This is a genomic window from Psychrobacter sp. AOP31-B2-9 (assembly GCF_052378005.1).
In the GTDB taxonomy this organism is placed as follows: Bacteria; Pseudomonadota; Gammaproteobacteria; order Pseudomonadales; family Moraxellaceae; genus Psychrobacter.
The window spans coordinates 1-17,223 of sequence record NZ_JBQSXG010000069.1; the positions used below are offsets into that span (position 1 = coordinate 1).

10 protein-coding genes and 1 tRNA gene are annotated in these 17,223 nt (G+C 41.8%); 10 read left to right on the forward strand and 1 reads right to left on the reverse strand.

Annotated elements, in window-relative coordinates:
* Positions 1-304: 304 nt before the first annotated feature.
* From ACT3SX_RS09050 to ACT3SX_RS09095, 10 genes are all read left to right on the forward strand, one after another.
* Positions 305-380: transfer RNA gene (locus ACT3SX_RS09050), tRNA-Trp, on the forward strand.
* A 51-nt stretch (positions 381-431) separates the two neighbouring features.
* The gene (gene secE / locus ACT3SX_RS09055) at positions 432-920 is read left to right on the forward strand and encodes a preprotein translocase subunit SecE (RefSeq protein WP_192518658.1); all 489 of its coding nucleotides are present in this window, start codon (positions 432-434) and stop codon (positions 918-920) included.
* Between the two features lie 72 nt (positions 921-992).
* The gene (gene nusG, locus ACT3SX_RS09060) at positions 993-1,523 is read left to right on the forward strand and encodes a transcription termination/antitermination protein NusG (RefSeq protein WP_057761729.1); all 531 of its coding nucleotides are present in this window, start codon (positions 993-995) and stop codon (positions 1,521-1,523) included.
* A gap of 94 nt (positions 1,524-1,617) precedes the next feature.
* The gene (rplK, locus tag ACT3SX_RS09065; RefSeq protein WP_442062397.1) at positions 1,618-2,049 is read left to right on the forward strand and encodes a 50S ribosomal protein L11; all 432 of its coding nucleotides are present in this window, start codon (positions 1,618-1,620) and stop codon (positions 2,047-2,049) included.
* A complete protein-coding gene (gene rplA, locus ACT3SX_RS09070; protein ID WP_192518660.1) occupies positions 2,049-2,750 on the forward strand; it encodes a 50S ribosomal protein L1 in 702 nt (233 codons plus the stop codon). Before rplK ends, rplA begins: the two co-directional genes overlap by 1 nt.
* A gap of 454 nt (positions 2,751-3,204) precedes the next feature.
* Positions 3,205-3,732 carry a 50S ribosomal protein L10 gene (gene rplJ / locus ACT3SX_RS09075; protein WP_192518661.1) on the forward strand — a complete coding sequence of 176 codons (528 nt, stop codon included), beginning with the start codon at positions 3,205-3,207 and terminating at the stop codon, positions 3,730-3,732.
* A gap of 132 nt (positions 3,733-3,864) precedes the next feature.
* Positions 3,865-4,236: a 50S ribosomal protein L7/L12 gene (gene rplL / locus ACT3SX_RS09080; protein ID WP_192518662.1), complete on the forward strand. Its 372-nt coding sequence runs from the start codon at positions 3,865-3,867 to the stop codon at positions 4,234-4,236.
* A gap of 720 nt (positions 4,237-4,956) precedes the next feature.
* The gene (gene rpoB, locus ACT3SX_RS09085; protein ID WP_192518663.1) at positions 4,957-9,075 is read left to right on the forward strand and encodes a DNA-directed RNA polymerase subunit beta; all 4,119 of its coding nucleotides are present in this window, start codon (positions 4,957-4,959) and stop codon (positions 9,073-9,075) included.
* 151 nt (positions 9,076-9,226) lie between these two features.
* A complete protein-coding gene (gene rpoC, locus ACT3SX_RS09090; protein WP_442062394.1) occupies positions 9,227-13,444 on the forward strand; it encodes a DNA-directed RNA polymerase subunit beta' in 4,218 nt (1,405 codons plus the stop codon).
* Between the two features lie 379 nt (positions 13,445-13,823).
* Positions 13,824-14,351, forward strand: coding sequence for a DUF6586 family protein (locus tag ACT3SX_RS09095; RefSeq protein WP_192518665.1), 528 nt, complete (start codon positions 13,824-13,826; stop codon positions 14,349-14,351).
* A gap of 120 nt (positions 14,352-14,471) precedes the next feature.
* On the opposite strand, the gene ACT3SX_RS09100 is transcribed toward ACT3SX_RS09095, so the two are convergent.
* The gene (locus ACT3SX_RS09100) at positions 14,472-17,087 is read right to left on the reverse strand and encodes a penicillin-binding protein 1A (RefSeq protein ID WP_192518666.1); all 2,616 of its coding nucleotides are present in this window, start codon (positions 17,085-17,087) and stop codon (positions 14,472-14,474) included.
* Positions 17,088-17,223: the final 136 nt, after the last annotated feature.

A 17,223-nucleotide genomic window follows, 5' to 3' on the forward strand; every position in this document is an offset into this window, starting at 1 on the left:
GCCGTTAGTAAAAAGCCACCCTCTTAGAGGGTGGTTTTTTTATAAGTAATCTAGAAAGTCAGTAATGCTATTAGCTATCTATAGTTGTCATATGATATTAATTCAAATCTATTCTTCACAGAGCTAATGTATTTTTTCATATACTATTGTAATCTGCTGCATAGCTTGATATATTAACGCAGCTTCTTATTAGTCGCTAATATCAGCGTTTAAATAAGAAAAAAGTTCGGTAAGAATAATAATTTTACCGACAAGGGCTTGCATTCTATGCTGAATATTGTATAATGCTGTCCTTTACACCCATAGGCGATTGGCTCAATTGGTAGAGCATCGGTCTCCAAAACCGAGGGTTGTAGGTTCGAGTCCTACATCGCCTGCCATCTTCTTATCATATCTGTGTCGTACCCTATCATCTCCGAAGCGAGTTCTTTATGAGCAATAATCAAGATAACCTCGAGACTAAGTTATCTGATGCCAAGGCGGATGCTAGCGGAATGCTGTCCAAAGGTAAGCACGTCTCAGCAGGCAATCAAACAACTGCTGTTGAAGTAGCTAAAACTGGATCAATAAAAGATGTGATACTGTGGTTGTTAGCCGCAGCATTTTTGATCGGTGCAACGTTAGTTAATCAATATTTACCTGGCTATTGGCAACCTGCCAATGATGTTTGGGTGCGTATTGGTATTATCGTTGCTCTTGTTGTATTTGCATTAGTATGCTTAGCGTTAACGCATCAAGGTCGCGCTTTTAAAATATTATTAAAAGATGCTGGCGTTGAGCTGCGCCGAGTAACATGGCCAAGTAAAGACGAAACCTTTCAATACACTTGGCAAGTAATTGTCGTGATTGCTATTGCTGGTTTCTTTATTTGGTTATTAGATAACTTTTTTAATTGGTTTGTTGGCGTATTTATCGGTTAATAGCACGTATTAGTGATTATTAACGAGACATTTACTCATAAAAACTTATTCTATAATGGTCAGGAGCGTGATATGCGTTGGTATATTGTCCAAGCGTTTTCAGGATATGAAAAACAAGTACAACGTTCATTAACTGATCGTATTAACCGTAGTGACTTTGCTGAGTCATTCGGTGATGTATTGGTTCCTACTGAAGAAGTCGTCGAAATGAAAGACGGCAAAAAGCGTAAGAGCGAGCGTAAGTTCTTTCCAGGATATGTATTAATCCAAATGGAAATGAATGACAATACTTGGCACATCGTAAAAGACTGTCCACGTATTATGGGTTTTATCGGCGGTACGCCTGAAATGCCTGCGCCAATTACACAAGTAGAAGCTGATCGTATCTTAAACCGTCTCAATCAGACTGAAACAGATCCACGTCCTAAGACGCTATTTGAGCCGGGCGAAGAGTTATTGGTTATTGATGGTCCATTTACTGACTTTAAAGGGTTGGTTGAAAAAGTGGATTATGAGAAGTCTAAGTTACACCTAACAGTAAACGTATTTAATCGACCTACTCAGGTCGAGCTTGAGTTTAGTAAAGTTGAAAAACTAGACTAAACTAGCAAAAAGTTCATCAACCGGGGAGCTGTTAGTCAAATAGGTATGTATGTACCACATTGATTTGGCGCTATTACCCATTTAGGAGAGTATCATGGCTAAGAAGATTGATGGTTACATCAAACTGCAAGTGCCTGCAGGAAAAGCAAATCCTTCACCACCGATTGGTCCAGCATTGGGTCAAAAAGGCGTGAACATCATGGCGTTCTGTAAAGAATTTAACGCTGCAACCTCAGGTCAAGAGCCGGGTCTACCGATTCCAACTGAGATCACTGTATACAGCGATAAGTCTTTTACCTTCATCATGAAGTCACCACCAGCTTCTTACTTATTACGTAAGGCTGCCGGTATTGCTAAAGGTTCAGGCACACCAAACACCGCTAAAGTCGGTAAAGTTGATCACGCGCAATTAGAAGAGATCGTTAAGACCAAAGATGCAGATTTAACTGCTGCTGATCTTGATGCTGCTGTCCGTACCATTGCTGGCACTGCACGTTCAATGGGTATTACCGTGGAGGGTGTATAATGTCTAAGATAACTAAACGTCAAAAAGAAATTCAAAGCCGTGTTGATAACGAAAAGCAATACACTCTTGAAGAAGCGGTTCAAATCTTAAATGATTTGCCAGCGCTAAAATTCAAAGAGTCTATTGATATTGCTATTAACTTGGGCGTTGACCCACGTAAATCTGATCAAGTCGTTCGTGGCGCTACCAACCTACCTGCTGGTACTGGTAAAACCAAACGCGTTGCTGTATTTGCTCAAGGCGCTGCTGCTGAAGCCGCCAAAGAAGCTGGTGCTGACATCGTTGGTTTTGAAGACCTAGCAGCAGAAATCAAAGCGGGCAACATGGATTTTGATGTTGTTATTGCTGCTCCTGATGCAATGCGTGTTGTTGGTCAATTAGGTACTATCTTAGGCCCACGTGGTCTGATGCCTAACCCAAAAGTTGGTACAGTAACGCCAAACGTTGCTGAAGCTGTGACAAATGCTAAAGCTGGTCAAGCACAGTATCGTGTAGACAAAGCAGGTATTATTCATACTACTATTGGTCAAGTTGGTTTCACTGCTGAGCAAGTTATCCAAAACGCTGAAGCATTAATCACAGATCTAAAACGTGCAAAACCTGCTACTTCTAAAGGTACTTTCATTAAGAAAATTACCTTGTCTAGCACTATGGGTCCTGGTATCACTATTGATGCTGTTCCTTATCGCACTGCTAAATAATTAAGTATCTCATCTTCATCTATTTTGAATGATGAGCACAAAATAATTTTAAAGAATTAGGTCAGCGTAGTATTTGCTACGCTGTCTAAGACCGTAGGTAGAGAGCAGTTTAAAATTGTAAATAGCTGTTTCTGACAGTTAAATACTATATTAAGTCGCTTTTGTTAATCGACGACAGATGAAAATCTTAGTTGTCCTACGCAGACGGTGGCCCACACAGTTTAAGACACGAGCGAATAGGGTTATACGATTGTTTAGGCAGTCATCAAACTATTACTCAACGTCATTCTGATAACGGTGCCGTAATCAGTCGTTACCAGTAGATACGTTTTTTAGGATCTGCTGGTAATGTGTCGTATCAAGTCAGTCTTAGCTTAGAGTTTAAGCGCATAAAAACTTCAATGTTTTAGCACTTCTACGATAAGTCGATTGATAAGATTAAAGGAGTCAACTTATGGCATTAACGCTAGAGCAAAAACAACAAGTTGTGGCTGAAGTGTCTGAAGTTGCTGCTAATGCTTATTCAGCAGTAGCTGCCGAGTATCATGGAATTGGTGTTGCACAGCTTACTCAGCTGCGCCAACAAGCCCGTGATAAAGGTGTTGTTTTGAAAGTGGTAAAAAATACACTAGCAAAACGCGCTTTTGAAGGCACTAATTTTGAAAGCATGTCAGACCGTATGACTGGTCCTCTACTTTTGGCTTTCTCTATGGAAGATTTGGGATCTGCCGCTCGAGTCATATTCGACTTTAGCAAAGATAACAAAGCTTTAGAGACCAAAATAGTATCAGTCGGTGGTGAAGTTTATGGTCCAGAAGAGCTAGAGCGCGTATCGAAGCTACCAACTCGTGACGAAGCAATCTCTATCTTGATGGCTACTATGAATGCACCAGTGACCAAGCTTGTCCAGACTATGAACGCTGTTCCTGGCAAGTTCGTTCGCACTGTAGCGGCAATCAAAGACGCAAAAGAAGCTGCTTAATTGCTTGTTTTAACGTAACTTTGACATCGCTAATTTTGATTGCACTTTATTGTCACACCTATTTGAAATGTCGACAAGCAATCAAAGCGATATTAAAATCAATTAATTTTTATCAGATAACGGAGAGTTCTCATGGCACTATCTAAAGATGATGTGTTAAACGCAATCGCTGAAATGTCAGTAATGGATATCGTTGAGCTAATCAGCGACATGGAAGAAAAATTCGGCGTAACAGCTGCTGTTGCTGCTGCTGCACCTGCTGCTGCTGGTCCTGCTGCTGCTGCTGAAGAAAAAGATGAGTTTGACGTAGTTCTTGCCAGCTTTGGCGAGAAGAAAGTTGCGGTAATTAAAGCCGTACGTGAAGCTACTGGTCTTGGCCTAAAAGAAGCGAAAGATTTGGTTGAGAGCGCTCCAGCTCCAGTCAAAGAAGGCGCATCTAAAGCTGAAGCTGAAGAGTTGAAAAAGAAACTTGAAGAAGCTGGTGCAAGCGTTGAACTAAAATAAGTTTAACTACTGTACGAAAAAAAAGCTGGTAATGCCTTGCATTGCCAGCTTTTTTTTACTATAATTCGTAGCTTGACCTTTTGTGTCTGCCAACATACGTATGCAACAACACGGTGGATACCCATCAAAAGGACAGACGATATACATGCAAGCACACATGCCAGTTTTTGAAATCAGTTAATATGAGCTAAACGTCCGTAGATGTTTGGCATTTTTTTGTGTCTGCATGCTTTCCTATTAACTTAACACTATAGTTTGTACTGATTCTAAAAGTTATAGTTACCCCAGTTATTATTAATTCTGAAAAGCTATCGATTCTAGGTTATCCACTTAGCATGGTTTTACTGTCAGTAGGTAGGCTCATAGACGGTAGATATCGGCGACGATATTGGTTTTGATGATAAGTAGTTTTTAAAACTACAGTAAAAGTCACTTTTTATACGTGTATTTTTAGCTAAGTTATAATACCAACGTATCGTAAAGTAGGTGATATTGAAATTATTAATCTGAGTAGGCATATAGCCTAACTGAGATACCAGTTACAAGATTGAATGAAGTGTGCTAAATAAGCACTGATTAGTAAAGTAGTAATTGATAGAAAGACATGAGTTAAGCACGAAGACCCGTTTTATATTATCGTTTACGTCGCCAAGTTTGTATCGTATTTATGCATGCTGGCCACGATTTAATTTGTTTCCACGTTTACTGTAAGGACTCTCGATGGCATATTCTTATACTGAAAAAAAGCGTATTCGCAAAAGTTTTGCTGAATTGCCCACTGTAATGGACGTTCCCTATTTACTGTCTATTCAAGTAGATTCTTACGAGCAATTTTTGCAAGAGCATAGAAAGCCAAAAGCTCGTGAGAATACTGGTTTGCAAGCTGCGTATTCCTCTATTTTCCCAATTGAGAGTCATTCTGGCAACGCTGAACTACAATTCGTTGAGTATCATTTGGGCACACCTGAATTTGATGAGCGTGAATGTATCTTACGTGGTTCAACATTTGCTGCGCCTATGCGTGTCAAAATCCGTTTGATCATCAAAGACAAAGATAGCAAGGATAAAGATAGCAAAGCTGCTATCAAAGACATCCGTGAGCAAAGCGTCTACATGGGTGAGATGCCACTGATGACGGCTAACGGTACTTTTATTATCAATGGTACTGAGCGTGTTATCGTATCTCAGCTACATCGTTCACCTGGTGTATTCTTTGATCATGATAAAGGTAAGTCACATTCAAGTGGTAAAGTACTTTATAACGCCCGTATTATTCCTTACCGTGGCTCATGGTTAGATTTTGAGTTTGATGCTAAAGATTTAGTATTTGCTCGTATTGACCGCCGTCGTAAACTTCTTGCGTCAATCATTCTACGTGCACTTGGCTTAACAACTTCTGAGATCTTAGATTTATTCTTTGATAAAGTTGCGGTTTACAGAGGTGAAGAGACGTTTGAGATTGATTTGGTTGCTGATCGTCTACGTGGTGAGATGGCTCAGTTCGATATCGTATCACCTGAAGGGGATGTTATCGTAGAGCAGGGTAAGCGTATCAATGCACGTCGTATCCGTCAGCTAGAAGAAGCTGGTATGACGAAAATTGCTGTACCTGATGAATATCTATATGAGCGTATCTTAGCGGAAGATGTTGTCGTCAACGATGAAGTTATTGCTAAAGCTAATACGTTAATTGATCACGAGTTGTTGGTTAAATTAAGTGCATTCGAAGCTAGCGAATCTATCAAAGAGTTTAGCATTCTATTCACCAATGACATTGATCAGGGTAGTTATATTGCTGATACGCTACGTGCTGATAGTACGTCAAGCCGTGAAGAAGCGTTGATCGAAATCTATAAAGTGATGCGCCCAGGCGAGCCGCCAACGGTCGAAACTGCTGAAAAGTTATTTGAGAGCATGTTCTTTAACGCAGATCGTTACGACTTATCAAACGTTGGTCGCATGAAGTTCAACCGCCGTTTAGGGTTAGAGTTTGATAATACTGATGATCCGGATGTTCAACGCGCACGTAGTGTATTGACTAACGATGATATCGTTAATGTTCTAAAAGAACTTATCGAAATTCGTAACGGTCGCGGTGATGTTGATGATATTGACCATCTAGGTAACCGTCGTATTCGCTCAGTGGGCGAGATGGCAGAAAACCAATTCCGTGTTGGTCTTGTACGTGTTGAGCGTGCGGTCAAAGAGCGTTTGAGCTCTGCTGAGTCTGATAACTTGTCACCACAAGATTTGATTAACTCAAAGCCTGTAGCGGCTGCGGTTAAAGAATTCTTTGGTTCAAGCCAGTTGTCACAGTTCATGGATCAGAACAACCCGTTGTCTGAAGTTACCCATAAACGCCGTGTATCAGCATTAGGACCTGGTGGTCTGACTCGTGAACGTGCAGGCTTTGAAGTACGTGACGTACATGATACCCATTATGGTCGTGTATGTCCTATTGAGACTCCTGAAGGTCCAAACATTGGTCTTATCAACTCATTGGCAACATTTGCTAAAACCAATAGCTTTGGTTTCTTAGAAACGCCATATCGCCGTGTGGTTGACGGTAAAGTAACGGATATCATTGAATATCTGTCAGCGATTGAAGAAGTAGGTACTGTCATTGCACAGGCTGATTCACCGTTGACCGAAGATGGTGCACTAAGCGATGAGATGGTCAGTGTACGTAACTACGGTGAATTTGTTCGTATGCCACCAGAAAAAGTGACACATATGGATGTGTCACCAAGTCAGGTAGTATCGGTAGCAGCAGGTTTGATTCCATTCCTAGAACATGATGATGCTAACCGTGCCTTGATGGGTTCGAATATGCAACGTCAGGCTGTTCCTACGCTACGTGCGGATAAACCATTAGTTGGTACTGGTATGGAGCGTCACGTTGCTCGTGACTCTGGTGTCTGTGTGATCGCCAAGCGTGGTGGTGTGATTGAAGATGTTGATGCATCACGTATTGTTGTTCGTGTAAACGAAGATGAAATGACTGCTGGTGAAGCGGGTATCGATATCTACAATTTGATCAAATACACGCGTTCTAACCAAAATACTTGTATTAACCAACGTATCATCGTTAACCAAGGCGATGAGATTGCTTTGGGTGATATCTTGGCTGATGGTCCATCAACAGATCTTGGAGAGCTAGCGCTAGGTCAGAACATCCGCATCGCATTTATGCCGTGGAATGGTTACAACTTCGAAGATTCAATCTTGTTATCTGAGAAAGTGGTTAAAGAAGATCGTTTCACTACGATTCATATTCAAGAATTGACTTGTGTGGCACGTGATACCAAGCTCGGTACAGAAGAGATTACTGCTGATATTCCAAACGTTGGTGAAGCAGCACTATCAAGTCTTGATGAAGCAGGTATCGTTTATATCGGTGCGGAAGTTGACGCTGGCGATATTTTGGTTGGTAAAGTGACACCAAAAGGTGAGACGCAACTAACGCCAGAAGAGAAATTGCTCCGGGCTATCTTTGGTGAAAAAGCGGCTGATGTTAAAGACACGTCTTTACGTGTTCCAACATCAAGCAAAGGTACGGTTATTGACGTACAAGTATTCACCCGTGATGGTGTTGAAAAAGATGCACGTGCAAGAGCGATCGAAAAGTCACAGCTTGACAGCTATCGCAAAGATTTGAAAGAAGAGCTACGTATCTTTGAAGAAGCAGCTCGTGGTCGTATTGGTCATCTATTAGATGGTCAAAAAGTCAGCGGCGGTGCTGGTCTAAAAGCTGGTACGGTGATGGCATTTGCTGATATGAAAGATATGAGCCTTGAGACATTGCTTGATATCCAGCCAGTAGAAGAAGAAATATCTGAGCGTTTGACGCAAATCGCTGATTACTTAGTTGATAAGCAAAAAGACATCGATGTGAAATTTGCTGAGAAAAAACGCAAATTGACAGCAGGTGATGACTTGCAACATGGCGTACAAAAAATCGTTAAAGTATATCTAGCGGTTAAGCGTCGTATTCAACCTGGTGATAAGATGGCTGGTCGTCACGGTAACAAAGGTGTTGTCTCACGCATCATGCCAGTTGAAGATATGCCGTATGATGAGCATGGCAATACCGTTGACATCGTACTGAACCCGCTAGGTGTACCATCACGTATGAACATCGGTCAGGTTCTAGAAACGCATTTGGGTATGGCAGCGAAAGGTCTAGGCGAAAAAATTGATGGCATGCTTAAGTCTCAAGCAGCGATCAAAGAACTACGTGAGTTCTTAGACCAAATCTATAACAAGGTTGGTGGTGAGCAAGTTGACCTTGACAGCTTGAGTGATGATGACATCATGGCATTATCAGCCAACTTGCGTGGTGGCGTACCAATGGGTACCGCAGTATTTGATGGTGCAAGAGAAAGCCAAGTAAAAGATTTGCTAGAGCTTGCGGGTATGGACCGTGATGGTCAACAGACCTTATATGATGGTCGCACAGGTCAGAAATTTGACCGTAAGGTGACGGTAGGCTACATGTATATGCTTAAACTTAACCATTTGGTTGACGACAAGATGCATGCGCGTTCTACTGGTTCTTATTCACTAGTGACGCAGCAGCCATTGGGTGGTAAAGCTCAATTTGGTGGTCAGCGTTTCGGTGAAATGGAAGTGTGGGCACTAGAAGCTTACGGCGCAACATATACGTTGCAAGAGATGCTGACTGTGAAGTCGGATGACGTTGAAGGCCGTACGCGTATGTACAAAAACATCGTTGATGGTGAACAGTATATGGATCCAGGTATGCCTGAATCGTTCAATGTACTGACCAAAGAAATCAAATCACTGGGTATTAATATTGAGTTAAAACAAAGCAACTAACCCTGTTGTTTAACTTAGTTGTTAGCTGAAAGCAGTACGCTCATTGCTGCTGCTTTTAGTGATTTGTCTCAACCCTATTCATTGCCTTCATTCATCTTATTTGCGTCAATAATACGCTGTCAGATGATTATAAAGATAACGGAGAAGCAACTTGAAAGATTTACTCGATATCATGCAGAGCCCTACCGGCAACGGTAATCAAGAGTTTGATAGCATTCAAATTACTTTAGCCTCACCTGACGTGATTAAATCATGGTCACATGGCGAAGTAAAAAAACCTGAAACCATTAACTATCGTACGTTTAAACCTGAACGTGATGGTCTGTTTTGTGCCAAAATCTTTGGTCCAGTAAAAGATTTCGAATGTTTATGTGGTAAATATAAGCGCCGTAAGTTCCAAGGCGTTATCTGTGAAAAATGTGGCGTAGAAGTTACGACTGCGAAAGTACGTCGTGATCGTATGGGCCACATCGATTTGGCTAGCCCAGTTGCACATATTTGGTTCCTAAAATCATTACCAAGCCGCATCGGTCTATTGTTAGACATGACGCTACGTGATATCGAACGCGTTCTATATTTTGAAAGCTATATCGTGACTGAGCCTGGTCTAACCAGTTTAGAAAGATACCAGTTGCTTGACGATGAAGATTACTTCAAAGCCCTTGAAGAGTTTGGTGATGAGTTCACTGCCAAAATGGGTGCTGAAGCTGTTCAAGATTTATTGAAAGATATCGATATTGATTTAGAGATTGATGAGCTACGCGAAGCGATTCCGCAAACAGGTTCTGAGACTAAACTTAAAAAGATGTCTAAGCGTCTTAAGTTGTTAGAAGCATTCCGTGATTCTAACAACAAGCCTGAGTGGATGGTAATGAACATATTGCCAGTACTACCACCAGATTTGCGTCCGCTAGTACCACTAGAAGGTGGTCGTTTTGCAACGTCAGATCTAAACGATCTGTATCGCCGTGTTATTAACCGTAACAATCGTCTAAAGCGTCTGCTTGAGCTAAGTGCTCCTGATATCATCGTACGTAACGAAAAACGTATGTTGCAAGAATCAGTCGATGCGTTGCTAGATAACGGTCGTCGCGGTCGTGCGATTACTGGTAGTAATAAACGTCCATTGAAATCTTTGGCTGATATGATCAAAGGTAAACAAGGTCGTTTCCGTCAGAACTTACTTGGTAAGCGTGTTGATTATTCTGGTCGTTCTGTGATTGTTGTTGGTCCAACACTACGTTTACATCAGTGTGGTCTACCGAAGAAAATGGCACTAGAGCTATTCAAGCCATTTACTTATAACAAACTATTGTCTCATGGTTTGGCAACGACGATTAAAGCTGCTAAAAAAATGGTAGAGCGTGAAGAACCACAAGTGTGGGACATGCTGGCCATGGTTATTCGTGAGCATCCAGTGCTTCTTAACCGTGCACCAACACTTCACCGTTTGGGTCTACAGGCATTTGAGCCAGTACTGATCGAAGGTAAAGCAATCCAATTGCATCCGCTCGTTTGTACTGCATTTAACGCCGATTTTGATGGTGATCAGATGGCTGTTCACGTGCCATTGACGCTAGAAGCCCAGCTTGAATCACGTGCGCTGATGATGTCTACTAACAACATCTTGTCACCTGCGAACGGCGATCCAATCATCGTGCCATCACAGGATGTTGTACTAGGTCTATATTACATTAGTCGCTCGTCTATCAATGCCAAAGGCGAAGGCATGATCTTCTCGACCGTCAATGAAGCATTGCGTGCTATTGGGTCAAACGATTTGCATGTAAACGCTAAAATCAAAGTGCGTGTCACTGAGACGCATATTGACGAAGAAGGTAACCAAACCAAAGAAGTTAGTATCAAAGATACTGTTGCTGGCCGTTTGTTGATCTGGAACATCATGCCTAAAGGTATGACGTTTGAAGAGTGTAACCAAGAAATGACGAAGAAAAACATTTCAGGTCTCATCAACTCTTGTTATCGTAAAGTAGGCGTTAAAGAAAGTGTTATGTTTGCTGACCAATTGATGTATCTTGGTTTTGCTCAAGCGACACTATCGGGTGTTTCTATCGGTATTGACGATATGGTCATTCCACCACTGAAAAAGAAAATTATTGAAGCGGCTGAAGGCGAAGTTCGCGAAATCGAAGATCAGTTCGAGCAAGGTTTTGTGACTGCCGGTGAGCGTTATAACAAAGTGGTTGATATCTGGTCACGTACCAATGACAAAGTCGCTAAAGCGATGATGGACAATTTGGCAACTGATAAAGTAACCAACGCACAAGGTATCGAGGACGAGCAGAAATCGTTCAACTCTATCTTTATCATGTCAGACTCTGGTGCTCGTGGTAGTGCGGCTCAGATTCGTCAGTTGGCTGGTATGCGTGGTCTGATGGCTAAACCAGATGGTTCTATCATTGAAACACCGATTAAAGCCAACTTCCGTGAAGGTTTGACGGTATTACAGTACTTCATCTCAACTCACGGTGCTCGTAAAGGTCTAGCAGATACGGCACTGAAAACGGCTAACTCAGGTTACCTGACTCGTCGTTTGGTTGATGTGGCACAAGATTTGGTTATCACCAGTGACGACTGTGGTACTGAGCAAGGCTTGCTCATGAAACCCCATATTCAAGGTGGTGAAATCATTGAGAAACTAGGTGATTTAGTACTTGGTCGTGTGACTGCGCGTGATGTTACTTACAATGATGATGCTGATAAAGTATTGATTCCAGCGGGTACTTTGATTGATGAGCATTGGGTCAACGTGCTTGACGAAAATGCCATTGATGATATCTGGGTACGCTCAGTGATTACCTGTGATGTTGAGCATGGTGTGTGTTCACAGTGTTATGGTCGTGATTTGGCTCGTGGTCATAAAGTTAACATTGGTGAGTCAGTCGGTGTTATGGCTGCACAGTCTATTGGTGAACCTGGTACCCAGTTAACCATGCGTACTTTCCACGTGGGCGGGGCAGCAAGTTCAGCATCTGTGGATAATAGCATCTCAGTTCGTAATGCTGGTCAAGCACATTTCGAAAACATGAAGACTGTACAACATACTGATGGTCACTTGGTTATCGTATCACGTTCAGCTGAAATCGCATTGACCGATGAGCTTGGCCGTGAGCGTGAGCGCTATAAAGTACCTTATGGTTCAAGCGTGCTTGTGAAAGACGAAGAACAGGCTGAAAGCGGTCAAACTATCGCAAAATGGGATCCGCATACGCATCCAATTATCACAGAATTTGCTGGTACAGCACGCTTTAGTGATATCACCGACGGTATGACTGCCACAGTGAAAGTAGATGATGCCACTGGTATGAGCTCATTTGAGATTCTTGCTACTCGTGACCGTTCAAGCTCAGCAAAAGACTTGCGTCCTGCAATTATCTTGAACACTGACGAAGGTAAAGAAGTGGTTTACTTCTTGCCTGCTGAAACCATCATTCGCGTTAGCGATGGTGAAAAAGTAGCAGCAGGTTCGATTCTAGGCCGTGTACCACAAGCTTCTTCGGGTACTAAAGATATTACTGGTGGTCTACCGCGTGTTGCTGACTTGTTCGAAGCACGTCGTCCAAAAGATCATGCCATCATGGCAGAAATGACCGGTGTGGTTAGCTTTGGTAAAGAGACTAAAGGTAAAAACCGCTTCATTATTACTAATGAAGATGGTGAAGTACATGAAGAGCTAATCCCGAAATGGCGTCAAATCAATGTCTTTGAAAATGAGACAGTGGCACGTGGTGAAGTGATTGCTGATGGTCCACAGAACCCACATGATATCTTGCGTCTAAAAGGTCAGACTGCGCTTGCTGATTATATCGTCAACGAAGTACAGGACGTTTATCGCTTGCAAGGTGTGAAAATCAACGACAAGCATATCGAAGTTATTATTCGTCAGATGCTGCGTAAAGTCGAGATTACTGATGGTGGTGATTCAAACCACTTTAAAGGTGATCAGGTAGAGTATGCCGATATCAAAGCATTGAATGCAAAACTAGAAGCGGAAGATAAATTCCCAGTACAGTTTGAGCGTCAACTGTTAGGTATCACTAAAGCAAGTCTGGCAACAGAAAGCTTTATCTCAGCGGCTTCTTTCCAAGAAACTACGCGTGTCCTAACGGCTGCTGCTGTTACTGGTAAAGTAGATGAATTACGTGGTTTGAAAGAGAACGTCGTTGTTGGTCGTTTGATTCCTGCAGGTACTGGTCTTGCTTATCATAAAACACGTAAAGAACAAGCGGATCAAAAGCTACAAGATAAAGATCTTAATGCAGCGCTTGATATGACGGCAACCACTGATAGCAAAGACTTTGCTAGCTTTGATGAAGCCTTTGCACAAGAACTAAATCAAGATCATTAATAGTCTTTGATATATTCTTAGTTTACTAGAAAAGCCAGCCTTAGTTGCTGGCTTTTTTATGCCTATTATAAACTAAAATAACGTAAAACTGAGGGTAAGCAGTATGCTTTTTGGGTTAACCTTTATGGATCTAGCAGCAGTTTTTGTTAGCTGATATAGTTTCTTGTATAATTTATTCGACAGACCTTGATCGTAGTTCATTAAGAACCATGTTATGAGCTGTGATATAGTTAAAGAAATATAAAATGGGTATAAGACAGCCGACTGTAGATTGTACGAGTAGTGCATCTAAGGAGAATAACGCGGTAGCGGTTTAGCCGTTCGCTGACTGTAGCTGCAACTTATTAGCACTTATTATTAATATAAGGATAAATAGCAAATGGCAGGTAAAACTCGTGTTGCCAAGTATCAAGCCGATCGAACCAATCAAAAACTGTATTTTTGTCGTCTGTCCTGTCAATCAGCAGGGGCGACTAATGATAAGCAGCTATACCAAGCGCATTGTGAGACTGCTATTTTTCACTTATATGGCGCTTTTCTCGCATTTACCCAAGAGCTTGGTTATTTCTACAGTTTAAACATTCCAACCCCCACATTGTCAGATATCGAAAAAGCATTGAGTGAGCGTACGCAGGTATCTCCTGAGATTCAGCGTTTACAGCAGATAAGACAACAGGGGTTTCTTGCAAATATAGAGCGTGCTTATCAGCGTTGTTTGTATGCCGTACAGCCTGATACGATCATAGATGAAAAGTCAAGTAGTGAGACAGCGCAGTCTTCGGATCTGATTGTTAATGTGGTTACTTTATCAAACCAATGGTTACCAGATGAGGCAACGATACGTGAATGGCGCCAGCAGTTTTTAGATTTGATTGAACAACTACGTGCTGGTATGGTTGAGTTTTAGTAGAATTTAGCTTAAAGATAAATAGATACGCATGCATATTCTATAAAAATAATAAAACCCCTACTCAATAGCATGAATAGGGGGGGTTATTGTCTAATATGCACTGGTTGTATCGATGATTTATTCTGGCATCGGTGGTAGCGATTCGACTGGCGTTGCTGACAATGGGTTTTGTGGTACACCATCATTATTACCGCGATTAGTAGTTCGTGGTGTCTGTGGACTTAACTCAGGTTCAGGCGTTAAGGGCGTACGCTGCTGTGTTTGCGTAGTAACTGGCTTTTCTGATGTATCTGGCTCGCTACTTTCATCATTATCCTTAGTTTCTACAGTCTTTTTCTGCAGTCTTCTAGAGGTAAAGCCTTGTTCGTTGGGTACCCATTGGCGAGGCGTATTCTTGAGCTGAGCTCTCATAAAATCCATCCAAACTGGCAATGCTGCCACACCACCATATTCGCGGCGGCCCATGGTTGATGGCTGATCAAATCCCATCCACACTACCGTTGCATTAGTAGGATGGAAACCTGCAAACCAAGCATCTTTTGCATCATTAGTGGTACCTGTTTTACCACCAATATCACTACGTCCCAAAGCTTTTGCTCGTACGGCTGTACCACGTTGTACCACATCACGCAATATATCTGCCATATCAAAAGCAACTCTAGGTTCTAATATTCGAGGGGCTTGCTTGGCCAACTCATACTGAGCTGGAGGTGCTTTTAAACGATCAGATTGTGGACTTGCATCATAGATACTCAAATCGATGCTCTCGTCACTGTTTTCTACTGCATCTAGGTTTTGTTGGTTAGTAGATGTTGCATTACTTGCAGTCTTATCTGAATTTTCAATTGAAGCTTCATAGTCTTCGACTGCTTTTTTATTCATTGCTTCGAGTTTTTCGTTGAAACATTTAGCGCAGGCTTGTTGAGGATTGGCTTGGAATAATAGTTTGTTGTTATAGTTATAAATCTGTTCAATGAAGTAAGGTTGTATGCGATGACCACCATTTGCAAAAGTTGAATAAGCAGTTGCCATCTGCAACGGTGTCGCTTGTCCTGCTCCCAGTGCTAACGATAAAGTTGTTGGAAGTTTTTCTTTATCAAGACCAAATTCATCTAGTAGATTGAGTGTATCAGTGATACCAATGGCTTGTAATAGACGGATAGATACTAAATTACGTGATAAATATAAACCACGACGTAGAGTGATATCCCCTAAAAAGCGTCCATCGGAGTTTTTAGGTTTCCAGCCACCTACTTGGATAGGATTATCTGAGACCATCGTATCTGGACGATAGCCCTTTTTGAGAGCTGATGTATAGACAAGCGGTTTAATTGTTGACCCAGGTTGCCGCCAGCCTTGTAAGGCTCGATTGAACTTGTTGTGATTAAAATCAAAGCCTCCGATTAAGGCATTAACTGCACCAGTCGAAGGATTTAGAGAAACTAGGCTGCTTTGTATCTTAGGGATTTGCGCTAATTGCCAATTACCGTTGGCTGTTGGTATTAGACGAATGATGTCGTTTTCACTGACTATTTGACTGGCGTTACTAGGAGCGTAACCGATACGATTCACAGAAATATATTTGCGAGCCCAGTTCATACCTGACCAATTAACGGTGACACTTTCACCTGAAGGCATCGTCGCTTCAAAGCTGCGCGAATTGACTTTAGTAACTTTGGCAGGGGACATGCTGCTATAGCGACGGAAGTTTTCTAGTGGTTCGTCGTTTGCTTCAGCACCGCGCCAACCATGTCGATGATCATAAGCAACTAAACCTTTAAGCACTGCTGCTTCTGCGTCTGTTTGCGCTTCACTGTCAATGGTAAGACGTACTCGCCAACCGCTATGCATTACCTGCTTACCATAGCGATTAACCAACGTAGCGCGTGTCATTTCTGCCAGATATGGCATATTCACATCAAGTTTTTCTTTATAAAGTTTAATACCAATAGGTGAGGAAATTGCCTCATCACGTTCTGCTTCGGTAATATAGCCCAGTTCATGCATGCGACCGATAATCCAGTTACGGCGAGTCAATGCACGTTCAGGATTGGCAACAGGGTTGTATTTAGAAGGAGCTTTTGGCAGACCTGCCAACATTGCTGTTTCAGCAATAGTAAGGTTGTCTAGTGATTTACTATAATATTTTTTGGCAGCGGCACGGACACCATAGGCACCTTCACCTAAGTAGATTTTGTTGACATACAATGTCAAAATATCATTTTTACTGAGTTCGTCTTCAATTTTACGTGCTAAGAACAATTCAGTCAGTTTGCGATTTAAAGTACGTTCTGAACTTAAAAAGTAGTTTTTGGCGACCTGCATGGTGATAGTAGAACCACCAGTTTGGCTATCGTCATCGGTGACCGCTTCAGTAACGGCACGTCCTAACCCTTTAATGCTGATACCGCTATGTTGAAAAAAAGAGGCATCTTCTGCTGCCAAAAAAGCATGTGTTAAGTTGTCAGGAATCTCGTCAAATGTAATGGGTAGGGATAGACGATTACCGTATTGACCAATCAATTTGTCATCACTGCTGTATATTTGTAATGGCATCTCTAGTTTTGCTTTCTTGATCTCTTGAGTGCTAGGCAAGGTTGGCGATAAATACATCGCCATACCATAAAAACCAATAGGCACAGCAAGCGCTAAGATAACCGCTAACGCTAAGCAGGCAACAAAAAGCCCTACCAAAAAATGAATAAGGCGGGCGGTAGCATTTTCTTTGATCATAAGAAGACTTATCAATTAAAATTTGCAACAGATAGGGGTATTATACCTTGAACAAAATAAGCAGGGCATAATAAATGTGTAAGTTAGACTCAATAAGTTATATAAATGCTTGAATCTATCTATTAAGTAAAGTATT